Source organism: Curtobacterium sp. MCSS17_005 (assembly GCF_003234225.2).
Classification (GTDB): domain Bacteria; phylum Actinomycetota; class Actinomycetes; order Actinomycetales; family Microbacteriaceae; genus Curtobacterium; species Curtobacterium flaccumfaciens.
The window spans coordinates 1,331,622-1,348,449 of record NZ_CP126258.1 but is presented as its reverse complement, the minus strand read 5'-3'; the positions used below and the strand labels follow the sequence as shown (position 1 = coordinate 1,348,449).

Genomic DNA, 16,828 nt, shown 5'->3' with positions numbered 1-16,828 from the left:
GGGGTGGCAGGCCCGGAGAACTCGTTCCAATCCGACTGGCGGACGACGCCGAATCACCTGCAACGACCGGGAAACACCCGGAGCGCTCACCAGCCGCACATCGCTGGTTCTCCACCCCACCAAGGGTGTGTTCGGCGCGCACACAGCAGCCGCGCCGAGCGCGACAACAGCAAAGGACTGATCACGATGCGTAAGAGCCTCAAGACCTCTATCACCCTCGCCACGACCGGCGCCCTCGTCCTCGGCGGTGCCGCGTTCGGGATCTCCTCCGCCCAGGCCGCGACCCCGAACGTGCACACGGTGTCCTCGTCGTCCGAGTCGAAGATCCCCGCACCCGTCGCCTCGGTCCCCGAGGTCCTCGGTGGCTCCACCGCCGTGAAGCTCGACTCCGGCTTCACCGACGCCCTCACCGCCCTGAAGCTCACCCCCGGCGTCTCCGGAGATGCGACCCTGGCTGACGGGTCGGTGTCGTTCCCGATCACCGCCGGGTCGGTCACCTACTGGTCGCCGGACGGCAACTACCGCCCGTACGTGCAGGGCCTGCTGAACCACGACGACTCGGGTCTGACCCTGAAGGCCGGCGACACCACCGTCACGCTGGAGAACTTCGTCGTGAACCCCGGCTCGTCCAAGCTCTACGGCGACGTCCTCGTCAACGGCAAGGTCGCCGCGGCCAACGCGTTCCTGTTCGAGCTGCACGGCGGCTCCCTCAAGCCCCTCCAGCTCGAGGGCGACAACGCCATCCTCACCGGCACCACCGTCCACGTCTCCGAAGACGCCGCCGGCCTGCTGAACAAGACCTTCGGCACCGACGCCGTCAAGCGCGGCCTGCTCGTCGGCACCGCCACCATCACCGCACAGATCAAGTAACACCTCCCGCACCACCCCAGTCGGCCCGGACCACGCAGCAGCGTGGCCCGGGCCGACTTGCGTCGGTTGCGGTGGACGTGAGGGACGACGGACTGGAGGCGCGGTGCCAGACCGCACCGCGCCTCCAGTCCGCCTCGTCGGCGCTTCCACGGCCCGACCGTGTGCGGGAGAACGCTGCTAGGGTCGTGGCAGGCCACGGGAGGGGTGACCGATGGGGGATCTGCAGGTCGTCGAGTCGACGCTCGATGCGCTGACGAACGCCCTGACACCGGTACCGCAGGCGGTCCGGCTCGACCGGGCCTTCAGCGACCCGCGAGAGGACGCACTCGGGTCTGCCGAGGTCGCAGACGCGCTGGGGACGGCGGGCACCGCCATCACCGACCGCGCTGAGGTGCTCGCGCAGTCGCTCAGTGCCATCGGGCAGTACCCGCGCGAGGTGGCAACCAAGATCTCCGCGGTCGAGGATGACCTCGCGGGCCAGTCTGGCGGTCGCTGATGTCCTGGACGACCACCGACCCCGGGGCTGGCGACACCGCCGCCGTCGCGGCGCTGGCGACTGCGCGACGCACCAAAGCTGATGACCTCCAGGACGTCGAGCGGGCCCTGCGTGACATCGCGAGCGATGGCCAGAGCGCCGACTGGAAGGGACGCGCGAAGGAACCGTTCCTGTCCAACATCGGCGACTTCAGCGCGGACACGATGATGCTCCGGACTGCGCTCGTCGAGCAGGCGTCCGCTCTGGAGCGGTACGCGATGGACCTCGAGGCGGTGCAGCAGGAGCAACTGCGGCTCGAGACCGCCCGGGCTGCGGCCGCAGCGACTCTCGCGTCCGCCCGGACTGCGTCCGAGACGGCTCGCGACGAAGCACGCTCGGCTGCGAAGGACGCCACCACGACACCGGAGGCGGGCGCTGCACTGCAGTCCACCGCGAACCGGGCCGACGACCAGCTGTCCCACGCAGTCGCGACGAGCCGGTCCCTCGACATGGAGTGGGACGCGCTCGTCGAGCAGCGTCGTGCGGCCGACCGGCGGTGCATCGACGCGCTCTCGGCCCGCCGGGCGAACGGACTCCCCCAGAAGCTGAGCGGGTCCGACATCGCGAGTGCGACCCCGTTGACGCTGCTCGCCCTGCTCCAGGGCATGAGCGCCGACGAGGCAGCAGCGTTCCTGAAGGCCCACCCCGAAGTCGTCGAGACCATCCAGCAGGCCGACCCCGGCGCGGTGCGCGCGTGGTGGCAGTCGCTCGGGAGCGGCGACGACGGAACCCTGTCCCCCGAGCAGCAGGCACTCATCGCAGCAGTGCCGTCGGTGCTCGGCGGACTGAACGGCCTCCCGCCCGCGGCGCGCGTCGCGGCGAACAAGAACCTCGCGGGGAACCGCCTCTCAGCCGTGCAGTCTCGGCTCCAGGCGCTCCGACTGGCTCTGGCCTGGTCCGAGGCGCTCTCCGGTCGGACCGACAAGTCGACCAAGGACGAGATCGACCGGCTGGCGCTCGAGGAGAAGTACCTGCTCCGGGTCACGGCCGAGCCGCCGAAGACCCAGCTGTACCTGTACGACCCGAAGGACCATCGGATCATCGAGATGATCGGCACGCCGTCACCGGACACAGAGCACGTGATCACGTACGTGCCCGGGACCTTCAGCAATGTCGAGTCCTTCTACAACGGCAGCGTGCAACAGGTGCCCGAATACCTCCAGGGGTACTCCCCCGACGACACGGTCGTCTTCGTCGCGAAGGACGGCGTCTTCCCTGGCGAGGAGACCGCGGGCCCCGCTGGGGTCGCGGAAGCCAACGACCCCGACTTCGCTCTCGCTCCCGCAGAACGACTCCGGCAGTTGTCGGCCGGGCTCGACGTGGACCCCAACCTGACGGACGCGCAGACGACGGCCATCGGGCACAGCTGGGGCCTGGCGAACATCGCGACCTCTGAGACCCTCGGCACGCAGTACGACCAGGTCGCGTCGCTTTCCGGAGCCGGGATGCCTGAGACGTGGCAGCCCAACCGACAGACCACCTACACGGACTACTCCTACGTCGACATCCTGCAGGTAGGTCAAGCGACGGGCGGGGTGTGGGACGGGAACAATCCTCGCCGGAACCCTGCGTTCGGCCACGGCGAGTACTACGGGCCACCGCCCGAGGACGTGAACCCGTACGATTTCGGGAACCTCATGGACCAGCACAACAAGGTTGCTCGGATCGAAGGAAACCAGGACGTCCTCGACGACCTCGTGGAGGAGATCTTCCCGTGACCAGACACCCGGCCACATCATCCGCCATCGGGGCGATCATCGCCCTTGCACTGACCGCATGCGCTGGAGGACAACCCATGACGGCAACACCGACGACCTCATCGGGTTCCGATCAAGCGGAGGCCCGCGCTGCGGCCGAGGAGCGCACGGGTGCCGTGCAACGAAAGATCGCCGAAACGTTCGACTCCGAGAAGGTCTCGTCTGATACGACTCGGAAGTGGGTACTGCTCGCATGTTCTGACTCAGAGGTGCAGTCTGCCGGCGGCGTCACCCTGCGGCTGACGGAGTCAGAAGCAGTGGATCCCGCGTACGGCAAGATCCGGTCCGAGTTCTCAACGGACCCCTCGTTCACTGCCGAGACGGACCGGACCGGCAAAGGCCTCGAACGGCTCGCGCTCAGCCGCGGCACCGGCGAGCGATACCTGATCACTGTCGACAACGAGTCGCTGACCGTCCGGATCGCCTCGTTCTCGCCCTGCTATCCGGGCTCCTTGTCCGACCGTTGAGCACACAGATACGCTGGAGGACCGTGGTGCCGGGACCGCAGGTCTCGACGAGGCCTGTGTCGATCTGAGCAAGTGAACGCTCAGCTCGTTCCGGGCTGAGCGGCACCTCACGGGGCCCGAGGGGCGTGAGCTGTCGCTGGTCGCAAGCCCATGACCCGAGACCGTGGGCGAGACGGACAAGGTCGCACGCATCGAGGGCAATCGTGCCGTCCTCGACCAACTCACCGAGGAGATCTTCGAGTGACCACCCGCTCCGCCTGGTTCGTCGCGGGTCTCGTGACGACGATCGCATTGTCCATCACTGCCTGCGCTGGAGGACCGTCGATGAGGGAACAACCCGAGCCGGGCGCAACCGCCTCGGTGTCCCGGACAACTGCTGAACGACGCACGACGGAGGTCCAGGACCGGCTGATCGGTGCGATCCCGCACGACGCGGTCGCCAGCAGCCGCACGATCGACTGGACGCTGCTGGCCTGCTCGGACACCGCTGTCTCGGCAGCGGGCGGCGCCGCCATCACCCTGGCGCGCCCAGTGGACGTCGGTGAGACCTACGACGCGATCACCGCCGCTGTGCGGGACGACGGGTACACGGCCGCCACTGACATGACCGACAAGGGCGCGAAGCGACTGACGCTCACCGGGACGAACGACGACCAGTACCTCATCACGATCTACAACGACATCAAGAAGGTCCGGTTGTCGTCGTTCTCGCAGTGTTTCCCGGGTTCGTTGAACGACGACTGAGTGAACGCCCGCCTCGTTCCACGCTCAGCGACACCTTGCGCGGACGAGCCGCCGTGAACTGTCGCTCGGCGCGGGATCGTGGTGGGCGAGACTCGGCCGCGGCCACGGCCACGCACGCGCGAAACGAGCAACGCCCCGACCGGATCGGTCGGGGCGTTGCTCGTGGTGGTGCCGATCAGCGGATGATCGAGATGTTGTCCGCCTGCGGGCCCTTCTTGCCGGGCCCGATCTCGTACTGCACGTGGTCGTCCTGGGCGAGCGGCCGGGAGCCGGTCGCCGCGACGATGCTGGAGAAGTGCGCGAACAGGTCCTGGGACCCGTCGTCGGGGTGGATGAAGCCGAATCCCTTGCTGTGGTCGAACCACTTGACGGTGCCCGTGGGCATGGCGGTCAGCACGGCATCAGTGGATGCGCAGCTGCGCGACCATGGGGCACGCGAAGGGGTCGCGGGCGGCGAGGCCGACGCGGTTGAGGTACCGGACGACGATGCCGTAGGAACGCAACAGCGTGGTCTCGGTGTACGGCACGTCGAGGGTGTCGCAGTGGTCACGGACGAGCAGGCGGGCCTGCTTCAGCGCCGGACGCGGCATCGACGGGAACAGGTGGTGCTCGACCTGGTAGTTCAGGCCACCCATCAGGAACGACACCCACCAGCCGCCACGGATGTTGCGCGACGTGCGCACCTGGCGGGAGAAGAAGTCGACCTTCGCGTCGTGCGCGATCGTCGGCATGCCCTTGTGGTTCGGGGCGAACGAGGCGCCCATCATCACGCCGAACACGGCCAGCTGCACCCCGAGGAACGCGCACGCCATGCCGAACGGCAGGAACCAGAACACGACCGTCAGGTAGATCGCGAAGCGAGCCACGAGCAGGGCACCCTCGATCAGGCGGTGCTTCTTGTCGGCCTTGGTGCCGTTGCCGGTGACGATCGACATCACGGCGTAACGGTGCAGGTTCAGTCCCTCGAGCGTGAGCAAGGGGAAGAAGAGCCATCCCTGGAAGCGCATGAAGGTCTTCATCGCGCCACCCTTGACGGCGGCGGCGTCCTCCGGCAGGAACCGGATGCCGTCGGGGGCGATGTCCGGGTCCTTGCCGACGGTGTTCGGGTTGCCGTGGTGGCGGGTGTGCTTGTTCATCCACCACGAGTAGCTGAGTCCCACGAGGAACGTGCCGAGCCAGCGGCCCGCGCGGTCGTTCCACTTCTGGGACTCGAACACCTGACGGTGCGCGGCTTCGTGCGACAGGAACGCGAACTGCGTGAACAGCACGCCCAGCGCACCGGCCACGATGAGCTGGAACCACGAGTCGCCGAGGAACGCGAACGCGACCCAGGCGAGGGCGAGGCTGCCGACGAGTGCGCCGAACAGTGCCCAGTAGAAACCGGTACGACGGCGCAGGAGGCCGTTCTCCTTCACCTGCGCCAGGAGCGCGGAGTAGGTCGAGGTTCCCTTGCGGGCCCCCGTAGCGGGACGAGTGCGGGTGTAACCCGGAGCGAGCGGAGTGGTGGTCATGTGGACCGCCTTCCGGTACGGATCGGTCCTTCAACCGGTTCGAGGGAGTTCACGCGATTGCGCTTGCGGCGACCCTAGGGGCCGAAGTTGCGTGTTCACCGTGGTGTCCGGAACACGTTGCGCAGTGCACGAAATCAGCCCGCGTGGCGCTCCGGACCGTCTGCGCACCGACCGGACGATGCACGCAACGTCTGCCCCGGGTACTCCCCGAACCGACGGAAGTACGTGCCCGAGAACCGACCCAGGTGCCGGAAGCCCCAGGCCATCGCGGCCTCGCTCACACTGGTCTCGTGCCGGCTGCTGGATTCCAGCGCGGCGTGCACCCGGTCGAGCCGCATCCGGAGCAGGAACGTCATCGGCGAGACACCGTGTTCCCGCATGAAGGCGGTCTGCAGGGTCCGTGGGCTCACGCCCACGGCGTCGCAGATGTCGGCCAGGCACAACGTCCGCTCGCAGTGTCCGTCGAGGTAGGCCTCGGCGAGCTCGACCGTCGAGGGCGCCACCGCACGGCGGAGGACCGCCGGCGGCCGCACCCCGAAGGCTCCGAGCACGGCTTCGACCAGTGCGACCTGCGCACCGGTCCGGGCACCGGAGGTGAACCCGTCGCGCGTCGCGGTGACGGCCACCTGCTCGACGCACCGGCGCAGGTGTTCGAGGGCCGCGACTGCTGGCTCGGCGCCCCGGGCCGGCAGGTCGGGCGCTGCTGCTCCCAGCGACGAGCACACCTGGTCGAGGAGCGACCGGTCGATGCTCACGAGCTGCAGCGTGCCCTTCGGGCCGCGCACGGAGAACTCCCCGGACGTCGGCATCAGGACGGGGGTGCCCGGGCGGGTCTCGAGGACGACGCCGTCCTCGACGGCGATGCGGACACCGCCGGTGCTCGACCAGCCGACGACGATGCGGTCGATGGGCTCGAAGACCCCGGAGAAGCCGGAGGTCGCCGACGCCGTGACGAGGCTCACGCAACCGTCCCGTCGGGTCCGGTACCGGAACCGGAACGGCAGCCGGAAGGCGTCGTCCTCGACGTCGAAGCGCACGTCACGGCCGTGCCCGGCCTGGGCGAGCACGCGTGCGGCGAAGGCCCGGTCGGTGCCGGATCGTTCGGTGCGGCGGCGCTGGGCGTCGATCCTCGCGGTGACGGTCCGGGCAGCGTCGGTCCCGTGGACCGCGGTCAGCACGGTGCCTCGTCGAAGTGCTGTCCGCAGCGGTTTTCGAACCAGGCGCGGGCGTCCTGCAGGCTCGCTCGCCGGTCGTGCTCGTGCAGCGCCGCCATGAGCGTGCAGTCGAAACCGTCCACCGTGCGCTCGATGAAGCCGAGGAGCATGTCGGGGTCCCCCCATGCAGCTGCGGCGTCGACGACCCGCCAGCACCCGGAGTCGACCGGCTGGACGCGGATGTCCGTCGGGTCCGTCGCGGCGAGCGCACGGATCCGATCGGTGTGGACGACCTGCTGCCAGACGGCGGCCTCGGTCATCACGGTCGTGGATCCCTGGCGGTGTCCCATCGCGCCCTCCCTGTCGGTTCGATGTGGCGCACCGATTTCGACGGCGGTGCACGAGACAGATTCAGTATTGGCAGGACGATTCCGGTCATGTCAGGGGTTGACTTCGGACCGCGCAAGGTGGATCATCCGTGGCCTCGATCGGGGCCCTGGGAGCGCGCCATCGGCGGGTCCCGTACGGTCGGCACATGAGCGACGGGAGCAGCGCGACCCAGGACGGCCCGCCCCGACTCTCGCGTGCGGTCCGGGATGCGATGCGGTTCGTCCACGAGCACGCGACGACCCACATCACCGTGGCCGACGTCGCCGCAGCCGTGCAGCTGTCGCCGCGGAGCCTGCAGAAGCGGTTCCAGGCCGAGATCGGGCAGTCCCCGGGAACCTTCCTGCGCGCCGTGCGCCTCGAGGGGGTCCGTCGCGACCTGCAGGAAGCCTCCGGTGCGCCGGACCGGCGGACCATCGCGGAGATCGCCGAACGCTGGCAGTTCAGCAACGCGGGCCGGATGGCTGCGGCGTTCCGTGCTGCGTACGGCATCGCGCCGTCGTCGGCACTGCGGTCCTTCGTTCCCGAGGACGACGAGGACGGTGCACCCAGCCTGTCGGACCGGAACCAGCGGCGCTTCCGCCTGGTGCTCGACTGCGAGGTCGACGTCGACGACGCGAAAGCGGTGCTCGCCGGTGCCCTGCAACGCGCGGGGGCCGGTCCGTGGCGGGACTACCGGCCGGACGGCGGCAGCGAGGACCTGATGGCGTTCCTGCTCGGCAACGCGGTGCGGACGGTGGTGCGTGAGACCCCGGGCGTGAGCCTCGTCGCCCTCGACGCGATGCTCCGGGTGCAGGACGAGCAGGGGTCGTACCCGCCCGCAGAACTCCCCGCCTGGCGCGCCGGCCCACCGCCGAACATGCCTGCGTCGTCCGGACCGTCCGACACCGCACAGCGCGTAGGATCGGGATCCGGCAGGGAAGGCGCCCATGGATGACGCATTCGAGCGTGCACTCCGTGCGCTCCGGTCGGCGGAGATCGCCGACGACGAACTCAGTCGGCCGTTCGCGCTCGCACTGCCGATGGGCGGAGTCTCGATCTCGACCTTCGGTGACCTGTGCCCGAGCGAGACCGTGTCCGCGACGGACGAGGTCGCCACCCGTGTCGACGAGATCCAGTTCGACCTGTCCGAGGGGCCCTGCTGGACCGCGCTGGCGAACGACGCCCCGGTGCTGGAGACGGATCTCGTGCAGCGTCCGAACTCCGCGTGGCCAGCCTTCAACGAGGCCGTCCGGAGCGAGCCCGTCGGCGCGGTCTTCGCGTTCCCGGTCGCGTTCGGACCGTTCCCGCTCGGCGCCGTCGACGTGTACGTGCCGCAGCCCGCGACGATCGAGGACGACACCGTCCGGCAGGCCATGACCCTCGCCTCGGCCGTCAGCCGCCGGGTCCTGCGCCGCGCGCTCCGCTCCATCGCGGACGAGGACGACGCCCTGCTCGACCGGAGCCCGTCGTCGCGGCGCGTGGTGCACCAGGCCACCGGGGTCGTGCTCGCGCAGCTCGACATCAGCCCCGAGGACGCCTACCTGCTGCTGCAGGGCCACGCCTTCGCCCGTCGGACGACGATGCGACGGGTGGCGGAGGAGATCCTCGACGGCACGGTCCGGTTCGAGAAGCGAGGCGATCTGATCGAGGAGGTCAAGTGACGACGGCAGGCAGAGAAGCCCGGATCCTCGAGACGTTCACGTCACTCGCCGACACCCTGGTCGACGCCTACGACGTCGTGGAACTGCTGCAGACCCTGGTCGAGACCTGCGCCGACGTGCTCGGCATCGACGCCGCGGGCATCCTGCTGGCGAACGACGACCAGGAGCTCGAGGTCGTGGCCTCGACCTCCGAGGCGACCCGGCTCGTCGAGGTCCTGCAGCTCGACGCCGAGGCCGGCCCCTGCATGACCTCGTTCGCGACCGGACGGGTCGTGACGTGCCCGGACATCGAGGCCGCCCCGGCGGAGTGGGCGATGTTCCGCACCGGTGCGCTCGCGCTCGGGTTCCGGTCGGTACACGCCGTCCCGCTCCGGCTGGGGAACAACGTCATCGGCACGCTCAACCTGTTCGGGGCCGGCGTCGGTGACCTCGCGGAGGCGGACCTGCGCGTCGCCCGCGCCCTGGCGGACGTGGCGACGATCGGCATCCTGCACGAACGTTCCCTGCGCGAGCACGAGGTCGTCCGGGCGCAGCTGCAGCGGACCATCGGGTCACGCGAGGTCATCGAGCAGGCCAAGGGCGTCGTGTCGTACCTGCGCGGCGTCTCGATCGAGGACGCCTTCACGGTGATCCGCGGGTACGCGCTCGAGCACCACGAGCCGCTCTCCGAGGTCGCCCGCGCGATCGTGCAGCGCCGACTCGTCCCCTGACGACCGCGGCCGGTCCGCCGGGTCCGGTGACCCTTCGCCCGCTACGGTGAGCGGATGGGCAAGGTCACGCTGCAGGACGTCGCCGCGCACGCCGGCGTCTCGATGAAGACCGTGTCGAACGTCGTCCGCGGCTACCAGCACGTCAGCGACCCGATGCGCAGCCGGGTGCAGGCCGCGATCGACGAGCTCGGGTACCGCCCGAACGTCTCGGGCCGGTCCCTGGCGACCGGACGCTCGAACATGCTCGCCTTCGCGTTCCCCGACCTGCGGCGTCCGTACTTCGCCGAACTGGCCCACGTGTTCTCCCGGGTGTGCGCCGACCGCGGCTACCAGCTCCTGCTCGAGGAGACCGGCGGCGACCCCGACGGTGAAAGCTCGGCGGTGCGGGGACGCGAGGCCGGCGTGGTCGACGGGGTCGTGATCCACCCGCAGGTGCTCACGCCCGAGACGATCGACCGGATCCGCGGCGACACCGCCGTGGTGTTCCTCGGCGAGGACGTCCGGCCCCCGCACGCCGACCAGGTCGTCATCGACAACGCCGGGGCCGCCTCCGAGGCCGTCGCACACCTCGTGGCGCTCGGCTGCCGCCGCATCGGGTTCTTCGGGCACGAGACCGGCCCCTCGTCGCGCACGTCCGGACTGCGCCTGGACGGCTACCGCGCCGGACTCGTCGCCGCGGGTCTGCCGCTCGACGACGCGTTGCTGGTCCCCCGAGAGGTCGGTGACGCCGCCGGTGCCGAGGTCGCCTTCGGCGCCGCGCTCGACGCCGGACTCCGGGTCGACGGTCTGCTCTGCCGCGACGACCTGGCCGCGCTCGGGGCGCTCCGGGCGATGCGCCTGCGCGGCCTAGACGCCCCTGGTGACGTCGCGGTCGTCGGGTGGGACGCGGTCGGACTCGGGTCGAGCCTGGTGCCGAGCCTGACCTCCGTCGCGCCCGACACGGTTGCCCTCGCCGACACCGCGCTCGACCTGCTGGTCGAGCGGATGGACGGCTCCGACGTGCCCGGCCGGCTGGTCACGGTCGGCCACCACCTGCTCGTCGGCGAGAGCGCGCCGTACGCGGACGGCACGTCCGACCGGGCGGCGCACCAGCGCGCGTGAACGGCGGACTGGAGGCCCGTGGCGGTGCCGCCACGCGCCTCCAGTCCCTATTTCCCCCCATCGCGTGCCGTCAGCGGCCTGCGGGAGCCGGCTCCCCCGGGTGCACGCTGCCGAGCAGCTCGACGACGACGTCCCGCAGGGCGTCGGGCAGGCCGACGGTGCCGAGCTCGACGATGCGGTCCGCACGCGGCAGGTCCTTCACCACGACCTCCCACGCCTCGAGTTTCTCCGGGTTGCCGGCCTGCGCGCCCTCGAGGACCCGCCGCACGGCCTCCCGCGCGTCGACCCCGACGACCGGAGCGCCGACCAGTGCGACCGATCCGCCCGACGCCGAGTCGACGGACAGCTCGACCGAGAACCGCTCGGCCGAGCGTGCCGACGTCGGTTGCCCGTCGGCTGGCGCAGCGAGGAACGTGATCCGCCAGTCGCGGTGGGCGGGGACGACGTCGAGGGCCCCGGTGGTGGCGTGCACCCGGAACTCGGCGTGCTCTGGGTCCCAGGTCAGGCGGGTCCGGGCGGTGCGGCTGCCCTCGCCCTCGTGGTCCTCGACCAGGGTGAACTCGCCGGGCGCACCCGGTCCGACGAGGACCTCGAACGCCGTCGGGTTGACGGTGGCGTCGAGCTGGTCGGCCGCCGCGAGCGGCAGGATCCCACCGGCGCGCAGCAGGACCGGCACCGTGTCGAGCGCGCGGTGCAGGTCGACGAACCGGTCGCCCGCGTACACCGTGCCGGTGAAGACGTCGGTCCAGGCGCCCGGCGGCAGCCAGGCCCGGGCGACCCCGTGCCGGCTGACCGGGTCGCGCGGCGCGACGATCGGGGCGACGAGCAGCTCCGAACCGAACGCGTAGGTGTTCGGCACCCGGTACGCCTCGTCGCGGCGCGGCTCCAGGTGGTAGAGCGGCCGGACCAGCGCGGTGCCCTCGGCGGTGCCGTGGTTCATCGTGTGCAGGTACGGCACCAGGCGGTGGCGGAAGCGGAGTGCCTCGCCCATCGCGGCGCGGGCCTCGGCGGGGAACACCCACGGCTCCTTGCGGATGAACGGGTTGTTCGCGGAGTGCAGGCGCATGATCGGCGAGAACACCCCGAACTGCACCCATCGGGTGGCGAGCTCGTCGTCGCGGACGCCGCGGGTGTGGCCGCCGATGTCGTGGCTCCACCAGGGGTAGCCGATGTTCGCGGCGGTGGCGGTGAACTCGGGCTGGAACGCCAGGGACGCCCACGACACGACGGCGTCGCCGGAGAACCCGACGGCGTACCGGTGGCTGCCGGGGCCGGCGTAGCGCGAGAAGGTCATGCCGTCGACGGGGGCTGCGGTTGCTCCGGCGGCGGCGGTGTCTGCGTCCGCGGTCGTGTCGGCGGTTGCGTCTCCGCCCGACGCCGTGTGTCGCGCCGAATCGAGCAGGTGGAAGTGGTTGAGCAGCCACAGCGGGTCCACGCCGGGCAGCCCGGTCTCACGACCCTGCTGCCAGTCGATCCACCAGAAGTCGACGCCCTGCTCCTCGAGCGGGCGGTGCAGCTGCTCGAAGTAGGCCTGCAGGAACCGGCGGTCCGTCGGGTCGAACGGGATCGGCTGCTCGGTCTCCGGGTCGACGCCCATCGCCCGCGCGACCGCGGGGTAGGCGTCCTCGAACGCCCGCACGCCGTCGGCCGGGTGCAGGTTCAGCGTCGTGCGCATCCCCCGGCGGTGCAGCTCGGCGAGGAACGCCCGCGGGTCCGGGAACAGCGACGGCTCCCACGAGTACCCCGTCCAGCCGTTGCCGAAGCGCGGCGGGACCGAGTCCACCCGGTGCCAGTCCATGTCGATGACGGCGACTGAGAACGGCAGGTGTTCGTCGGCGAAGCGGTCCAGCAGCTCGAGGTACGAGGTGTCGCTGTACGGGTGGTACCGGCTCCACCAGTTGCCGAGTGCCCACCGCGGCATCCGCGACGGCGGTCCGGAGACGGCGTGGTACGTGCGGAGCGCAGCGTCGTAGTCGCGGCCGTACGCGAAGACCGTGACGTCGCGGCGCCCGGGCACCCGCGTGCCGATCCAGCCGTCCTCTGCGAACAGGAACGACTCGCTGTCGTCGAGCGCGGTGATGCCGTCGCGGGCCAGGATCCCCGGTTCGAGCGGCATCCGGCCGTCGACGTCGTCGAGGGTGCGGCCGGTGCCGCCGAGGTCGCGCGGCTCCTGCCCCCAGCGCCAGCGGTTGGCGTCCGGGCCGGTGGTCTCGACGACCAGGCCGCTCGGGCTGAACGGGCGGCCGTCGTAGCGCAGGCGAGCACGGTCGGTGGTGACGACGACGCCGCCGACGATGCCGCCGGTGCCGTCGGTGCCGTCGGCGGCGGCCGTCCGCTCCACGGTGAACGCCGGCGCGGGCAGGCGGCGGCGCATCGCGAAGGTCGATGCGCGGTCCTCGAACCCGCCGTCGTCGCTCCACTCGATGCGGAACGCCCCGGCGTCGAGCACGGTGATGCGCCAGTGGTCGCCGGTGACGACGGCTGCGGGGTCGGCGACCGGGTCCGAACCCGGGAACGGACGGATGGTGGGGAGGACGGCGCCGGCGGTGCCGGTGGTGCTGGTGCCGGTGGTGCTGCTGCTCACGTGGTGCCTCTCAGCTCTTGACCGCGCCCTGCGTCACGCCGCTGATGACCCAGCGCTGCGCGAACAGGTAGACGATGATCGTGGGCGCCATCGCCATCAGGTACGAGGCGAAGGCGACGTTGTAGTCGGTGCCGAACTGACTCTGGAAGATGTTCTGCACCACGGGCAGGGTCTGCAACCCCGGATCCGCCGTGATGAGCGACGGCATCATGAAGTCGTTCCACGATGCCAGGAACGCGAAGATGCCGACCGTCGCGTTCATCGGGCCGAGGAGCGGCAGGATGATCCGCCAGAAGATCTGCCACGTGGACGCCCCGTCGATGCGGGCGCTCTCCTCGAGTTCGACCGGGATCGACCGCAGGTACGCCGAGTAGAGCAGCACGCTGAACGACAGTTGGAACATGGCGTGCAGGATCCCGACGCCGATCGGGTTGTCGAGGCCGATCTCGGCGGTCAGCTTGATCTGCGGCAGCGCCACCACCGGGAACGGCAGGAACATCGCCGCGAGCAGGTAGACGAACGAGTACCGGAAGAACCGCTTGTGCCAGTTCCGGACGATCGCGTACGAGGCGAACGAGCTGAGGAGCAGCGTGGCGACGACGGTGAGCGCCGCGACGCCCAGCGACACCGAGAAGGACACCGGGAACCGGGTCAGCTGCCAGGCCTCGGCGAACGAGCCCGGGTTGAACGGGAACGGCAGCGAGAGTGCATTGCCGTCGACGGACTGCTCGGTCGTCTTGAACGCCATCGAGAGCGTCACGTACAGCGGGATGAGCACGGTCAGCGACGCGAGGCCGAGGACCACGGTCAGCGTCCAGTTCGTGCCGCCCAGTCGTCGGCGGGGGCCGCGGCCGGAGCGACCGATTCCGCCGGTGGTCACGGCGCGGGTGTCGGTCGGGGGTCGTGTGTCGATGGCGGTCATGCGAGTCGCAGGTTCCTTCCGCGGGTCGCCGCGAGCTGCAGCACGGAGATGAGGACGGTGATGATGAAGAACACGGTCGCGTTCGCCATCTGGTAGGCGTAGTCGCCGCCGGTGAAGCCGCCGAAGATGGTCATCGCGACGCTGCTCGTCGCGCTGCCGGGGCCGCCGTTGGTCAGACCGACGATCACGTCGTAGGCGCCGAGGTAGCCCTTCACACCGAGCACGGTGTTGATGACGATGAAGCCGCCGAGCAGCGGGAGCGTGATCGAGCGGAGCTGCTTCCAGCCGGTCGCGCCGTCGAGCGCACTGGCCTCGTACAGCTCTTCGGGGATGGACGTCAGGCCCGCCGTGTAGATGAGGAGCGCGCCGGGCACGGTCTGCCAGGCGGACACGATCACGATCGCGAGCCAGGCGAGGTTCGGGTCGCCGAGGATGCTCTGCTCGAGCGGGCCGAAACCGACGCTCGTGGCCAGGGCCGGCACGGTGTTCGAGAACAGGAAGTTGAACACGTAGGCGACGATGATCCCCGAGATCACCATCGGGATGACGAACACCGACCGCAGCCCGGCGGCGAACCGGATCTTCTTCGCCAGGGCGATCGCCAGGGACAGCGCGACGACCTGCGTGACGACGACGGTGACGGCCGCGAAGCCGAGCGTGAAGCCGTACGACGCCAGGATCGCCGGGTCGGAGACGAGCGCCTTGTAGTTCTCGACGCCGATGAAGTCCCACTGCCCGAACCCCAGGTAGTCGGTGAAGCTGTAGAAGACGCCGACGCAGGCGGGGGCGACGACGAACGCCGTGAACAGCACGAGGGCCGGCACGAGGAACAGGTAGTACATGCCCTCGGTGCGGCTGAGTGAACCGACACCGCGGGAACCCACACGCCGGTGCGTGCGGGCTGCGTCGGTCGCCGGTCCGGAGGTCGCCGGGTCGGTGTCGCGGGAGAGCGGGGTCTGCATGGTCATGGTGGCTCCTGTGTCCTGGTCCGGCTCAGACCGTCGCGGAACGGCCGGCGAGCCGCCGCCAGTCCGAGTCGAGCCGCTGCAGCATCGAGGTGAAGTCCCCGCTCCGGATCGCCGACTGCAGGTAGTTGCCGAGCGGGATCGACGTGGGGATGAAGGTGCCGGCGCCCTGGTAGAACGCGGCGTCGTCGACGTACTGCTGCAGGCCGGCGAGGCGCTCGTCCTGCTGCGGGGGTGCGTCGATGCGGGGCGAGTACGCCAGGTTGTCGCGGTTGTAGGCGTCGATGACGTCGGGCTGCATGAGGAACTCGACGAGCTCCTTCGCCTGCTCCGGGTGCTCGGACGCCGTGGGGATCCAGAGCCCGAGGTCGATGTTGACCCGGGCCTTGCGGTCGGCCGGGTCGTTCGACACCGGCAGGGCGAAGGTGCCGACGGGCAGCTTGTCGTCGATCAGCGCGATCTGCCCGAGCGCCCACGGGCCCTGCAGGTACATCGCGGCCTCGCCCTTGCCGAACGCCAGGTTGCCGTCGGCGTAGGCCCGGGTGGCGTGGTCGCGGTTGAAGAACGACGAGATGGTCTTCGCGCGCTCCATCGGCACCGCGAAGTCCTTCTCGAACGACACCTCGGAGTCGGGGCCGACGTCGGCGCCGAGGGCCTTCATCTTGCGGAAGAACGAGCCGGTGTCGACGAGGCTGCCCACCGAGTAGTCGAACAGGCCCTGCCAGAGCGTCCAAGTGTCCCGGTCGGTGGCGTAGATGGGGGTGACGCCGGCCTGCTGCAGGGTCCGGCAGACCTCGACGAACTCGTCCCACGTCGTCGGGACCGGCAGGTCGTGGTCGGCGAAGATCCGCTTGTTGTAGATCACCCCGGCCGCGGCGAGCGAGTACGGCAGCACGCTCGTGCGGTCCTCGAACTTCGCGTACTGGTTCGTCAGGGTGTCGATGTCGGGGCGGACCCGCGCTGCCGACGGCAGGTCGCTGAGGTCGCTGAGCACGCCGCGCGAGATGTACCGGGCGAGCTCGAGGTTGTCGTTGAAACACCCGACGTCCGCCGGTTCACCGCGCACGAACTGCGGGGCGATGGCCGCCGTGCTGTCGTGCACGACCGACATGCCGGCGTGCTCCCCCTCGAACTTCCGCAGCAGCTTGTCGAAGTACGCGATGACCTCCTGCTTCTGCTCGTAGAAGCGGAGCGTCGTGGCACCACCGGCGGCACGCCCCGGGGTCGCGCACCCGGCGAGCGCCATCGTGCCGAGTGCGATGCCGCCGGCCGCGCCCGCGAGGAACCCCCGCCGGCTCACCGCCGCCTGGAGTGTTGCGGTCCTGCTTCCCACCATCGGGTCTCTCCCTCGTCGCGCATCGTCGCGCAGGCTCCTGTTTACAGCGCTGTAAAGCGTACGTCAACGTTGTAATCGCATGTGGCAGTGGTCGGTGCGCCCCACGGACGGGAGGCACGGTGCCAGCCCGCCCCGCGCCTCC

17 protein-coding genes are annotated in these 16,828 nt (G+C 70.2%); 9 read left to right on the top strand and 8 right to left on the bottom strand.

Annotated elements, in window-relative coordinates; translation table 11 throughout:
* The first annotated feature begins 186 nt into the window (after nt 1-186).
* The 5 genes from DEJ20_RS06570 to DEJ20_RS06550 all read left to right on the top strand — a co-directional run bounded on the left by DEJ20_RS06570 (nt 187) and on the right by DEJ20_RS06550 (nt 4,373).
* Nucleotides 187-870 carry a hypothetical protein gene (locus DEJ20_RS06570; RefSeq protein ID WP_110858642.1) on the top strand — a complete coding sequence of 228 codons (684 nt, stop codon included), beginning with the start codon at nt 187-189 and terminating at the stop codon, nt 868-870.
* A gap of 211 nt (nt 871-1,081) precedes the next feature.
* A complete protein-coding gene (locus tag DEJ20_RS06565; protein WP_111235185.1) occupies nt 1,082-1,366 on the top strand; it encodes a hypothetical protein in 285 nt (94 codons plus the stop codon).
* Nucleotides 1,366-3,123 (top strand): hypothetical protein, encoded by a 1,758-nt coding sequence (locus tag DEJ20_RS06560; protein WP_111235186.1) that lies wholly within the window; start codon nt 1,366-1,368, stop codon nt 3,121-3,123. Before DEJ20_RS06565 ends, DEJ20_RS06560 begins: the two co-directional genes overlap by 1 nt.
* 77 nt (nt 3,124-3,200) lie before the next feature.
* On the top strand, nt 3,201-3,629 hold the full coding sequence (locus tag DEJ20_RS06555) for a hypothetical protein (protein ID WP_111235187.1): 429 nt from the start codon (nt 3,201-3,203) through the stop codon (nt 3,627-3,629).
* Nucleotides 3,630-3,953: 324 nt separating this feature from the next.
* The gene (locus DEJ20_RS06550; RefSeq protein WP_146245412.1) at nt 3,954-4,373 is read left to right on the top strand and encodes a hypothetical protein; all 420 of its coding nucleotides are present in this window, start codon (nt 3,954-3,956) and stop codon (nt 4,371-4,373) included.
* A gap of 175 nt (nt 4,374-4,548) precedes the next feature.
* Here the strand turns inward: DEJ20_RS06550 and DEJ20_RS06545 are convergent, their stop codons facing one another.
* The 4 genes from DEJ20_RS06545 to DEJ20_RS06530 form a co-directional block, all read right to left on the bottom strand.
* Nucleotides 4,549-4,770 carry a cold-shock protein gene (locus DEJ20_RS06545; RefSeq protein ID WP_306789659.1) on the bottom strand — a complete coding sequence of 74 codons (222 nt, stop codon included), beginning with the start codon at nt 4,768-4,770 and terminating at the stop codon, nt 4,549-4,551.
* Nucleotides 4,771-4,774: 4 nt separating this feature from the next.
* On the bottom strand, nt 4,775-5,884 hold the full coding sequence (locus DEJ20_RS06540) for a fatty acid desaturase family protein (protein WP_111235189.1): 1,110 nt from the start codon (nt 5,882-5,884) through the stop codon (nt 4,775-4,777).
* 134 nt (nt 5,885-6,018) lie between these two features.
* Nucleotides 6,019-7,062: an AraC family transcriptional regulator gene (locus DEJ20_RS06535; protein WP_111235190.1), complete on the bottom strand. Its 1,044-nt coding sequence runs from the start codon at nt 7,060-7,062 to the stop codon at nt 6,019-6,021.
* Entirely contained in the window at nt 7,056-7,388 is a 333-nt protein-coding gene (locus DEJ20_RS06530; RefSeq protein WP_111235191.1) for a hypothetical protein, read from the bottom strand. The genes DEJ20_RS06535 and DEJ20_RS06530 overlap by 7 nt, the downstream gene beginning before the upstream one ends.
* A 185-nt stretch (nt 7,389-7,573) precedes the next feature.
* Here DEJ20_RS06530 and DEJ20_RS06525 point away from each other — a divergent pair, with 185 nt between their 5' ends.
* From DEJ20_RS06525 to DEJ20_RS06510, 4 genes are read left to right on the top strand one after another with little or no spacing between them, the layout of a single operon-like run.
* Complete coding sequence (locus tag DEJ20_RS06525; protein ID WP_111235192.1) at nt 7,574-8,362, top strand: helix-turn-helix transcriptional regulator; 789 nt, start codon at nt 7,574-7,576, stop codon at nt 8,360-8,362.
* Nucleotides 8,355-9,068 (top strand): GAF and ANTAR domain-containing protein, encoded by a 714-nt coding sequence (locus DEJ20_RS06520; RefSeq protein WP_111235193.1) that lies wholly within the window; start codon nt 8,355-8,357, stop codon nt 9,066-9,068. Before DEJ20_RS06525 ends, DEJ20_RS06520 begins: the two co-directional genes overlap by 8 nt.
* Nucleotides 9,065-9,778: a GAF and ANTAR domain-containing protein gene (locus DEJ20_RS06515; RefSeq protein WP_111235194.1), complete on the top strand. Its 714-nt coding sequence runs from the start codon at nt 9,065-9,067 to the stop codon at nt 9,776-9,778. The genes DEJ20_RS06520 and DEJ20_RS06515 overlap by 4 nt, the downstream gene beginning before the upstream one ends.
* Before the next feature lie 54 nt (nt 9,779-9,832).
* Nucleotides 9,833-10,879, top strand: coding sequence for a LacI family DNA-binding transcriptional regulator (locus tag DEJ20_RS06510; protein ID WP_111235195.1), 1,047 nt, complete (start codon nt 9,833-9,835; stop codon nt 10,877-10,879).
* 70 nt (nt 10,880-10,949) lie between these two features.
* Here DEJ20_RS06510 and DEJ20_RS06505 read toward each other — a convergent pair whose 3' ends face one another.
* From DEJ20_RS06505 to DEJ20_RS06490, 4 genes are read right to left on the bottom strand one after another with little or no spacing between them, the layout of a single operon-like run.
* A complete protein-coding gene (locus DEJ20_RS06505) occupies nt 10,950-13,463 on the bottom strand; it encodes a glycoside hydrolase family 31 protein (RefSeq protein ID WP_111235196.1) in 2,514 nt (837 codons plus the stop codon).
* 10 nt (nt 13,464-13,473) lie between these two features.
* The gene (locus tag DEJ20_RS06500) at nt 13,474-14,385 is read right to left on the bottom strand and encodes a carbohydrate ABC transporter permease (RefSeq protein WP_111235197.1); all 912 of its coding nucleotides are present in this window, start codon (nt 14,383-14,385) and stop codon (nt 13,474-13,476) included.
* Entirely contained in the window at nt 14,382-15,353 is a 972-nt protein-coding gene (locus DEJ20_RS06495) for a carbohydrate ABC transporter permease (RefSeq protein ID WP_071405804.1), read from the bottom strand. Before DEJ20_RS06495 ends, DEJ20_RS06500 begins: the two co-directional genes overlap by 4 nt.
* A 25-nt stretch (nt 15,354-15,378) precedes the next feature.
* Entirely contained in the window at nt 15,379-16,650 is a 1,272-nt protein-coding gene (locus DEJ20_RS06490; RefSeq protein ID WP_111235198.1) for an ABC transporter substrate-binding protein, read from the bottom strand.
* Nucleotides 16,651-16,828 lie beyond the last annotated feature (178 nt).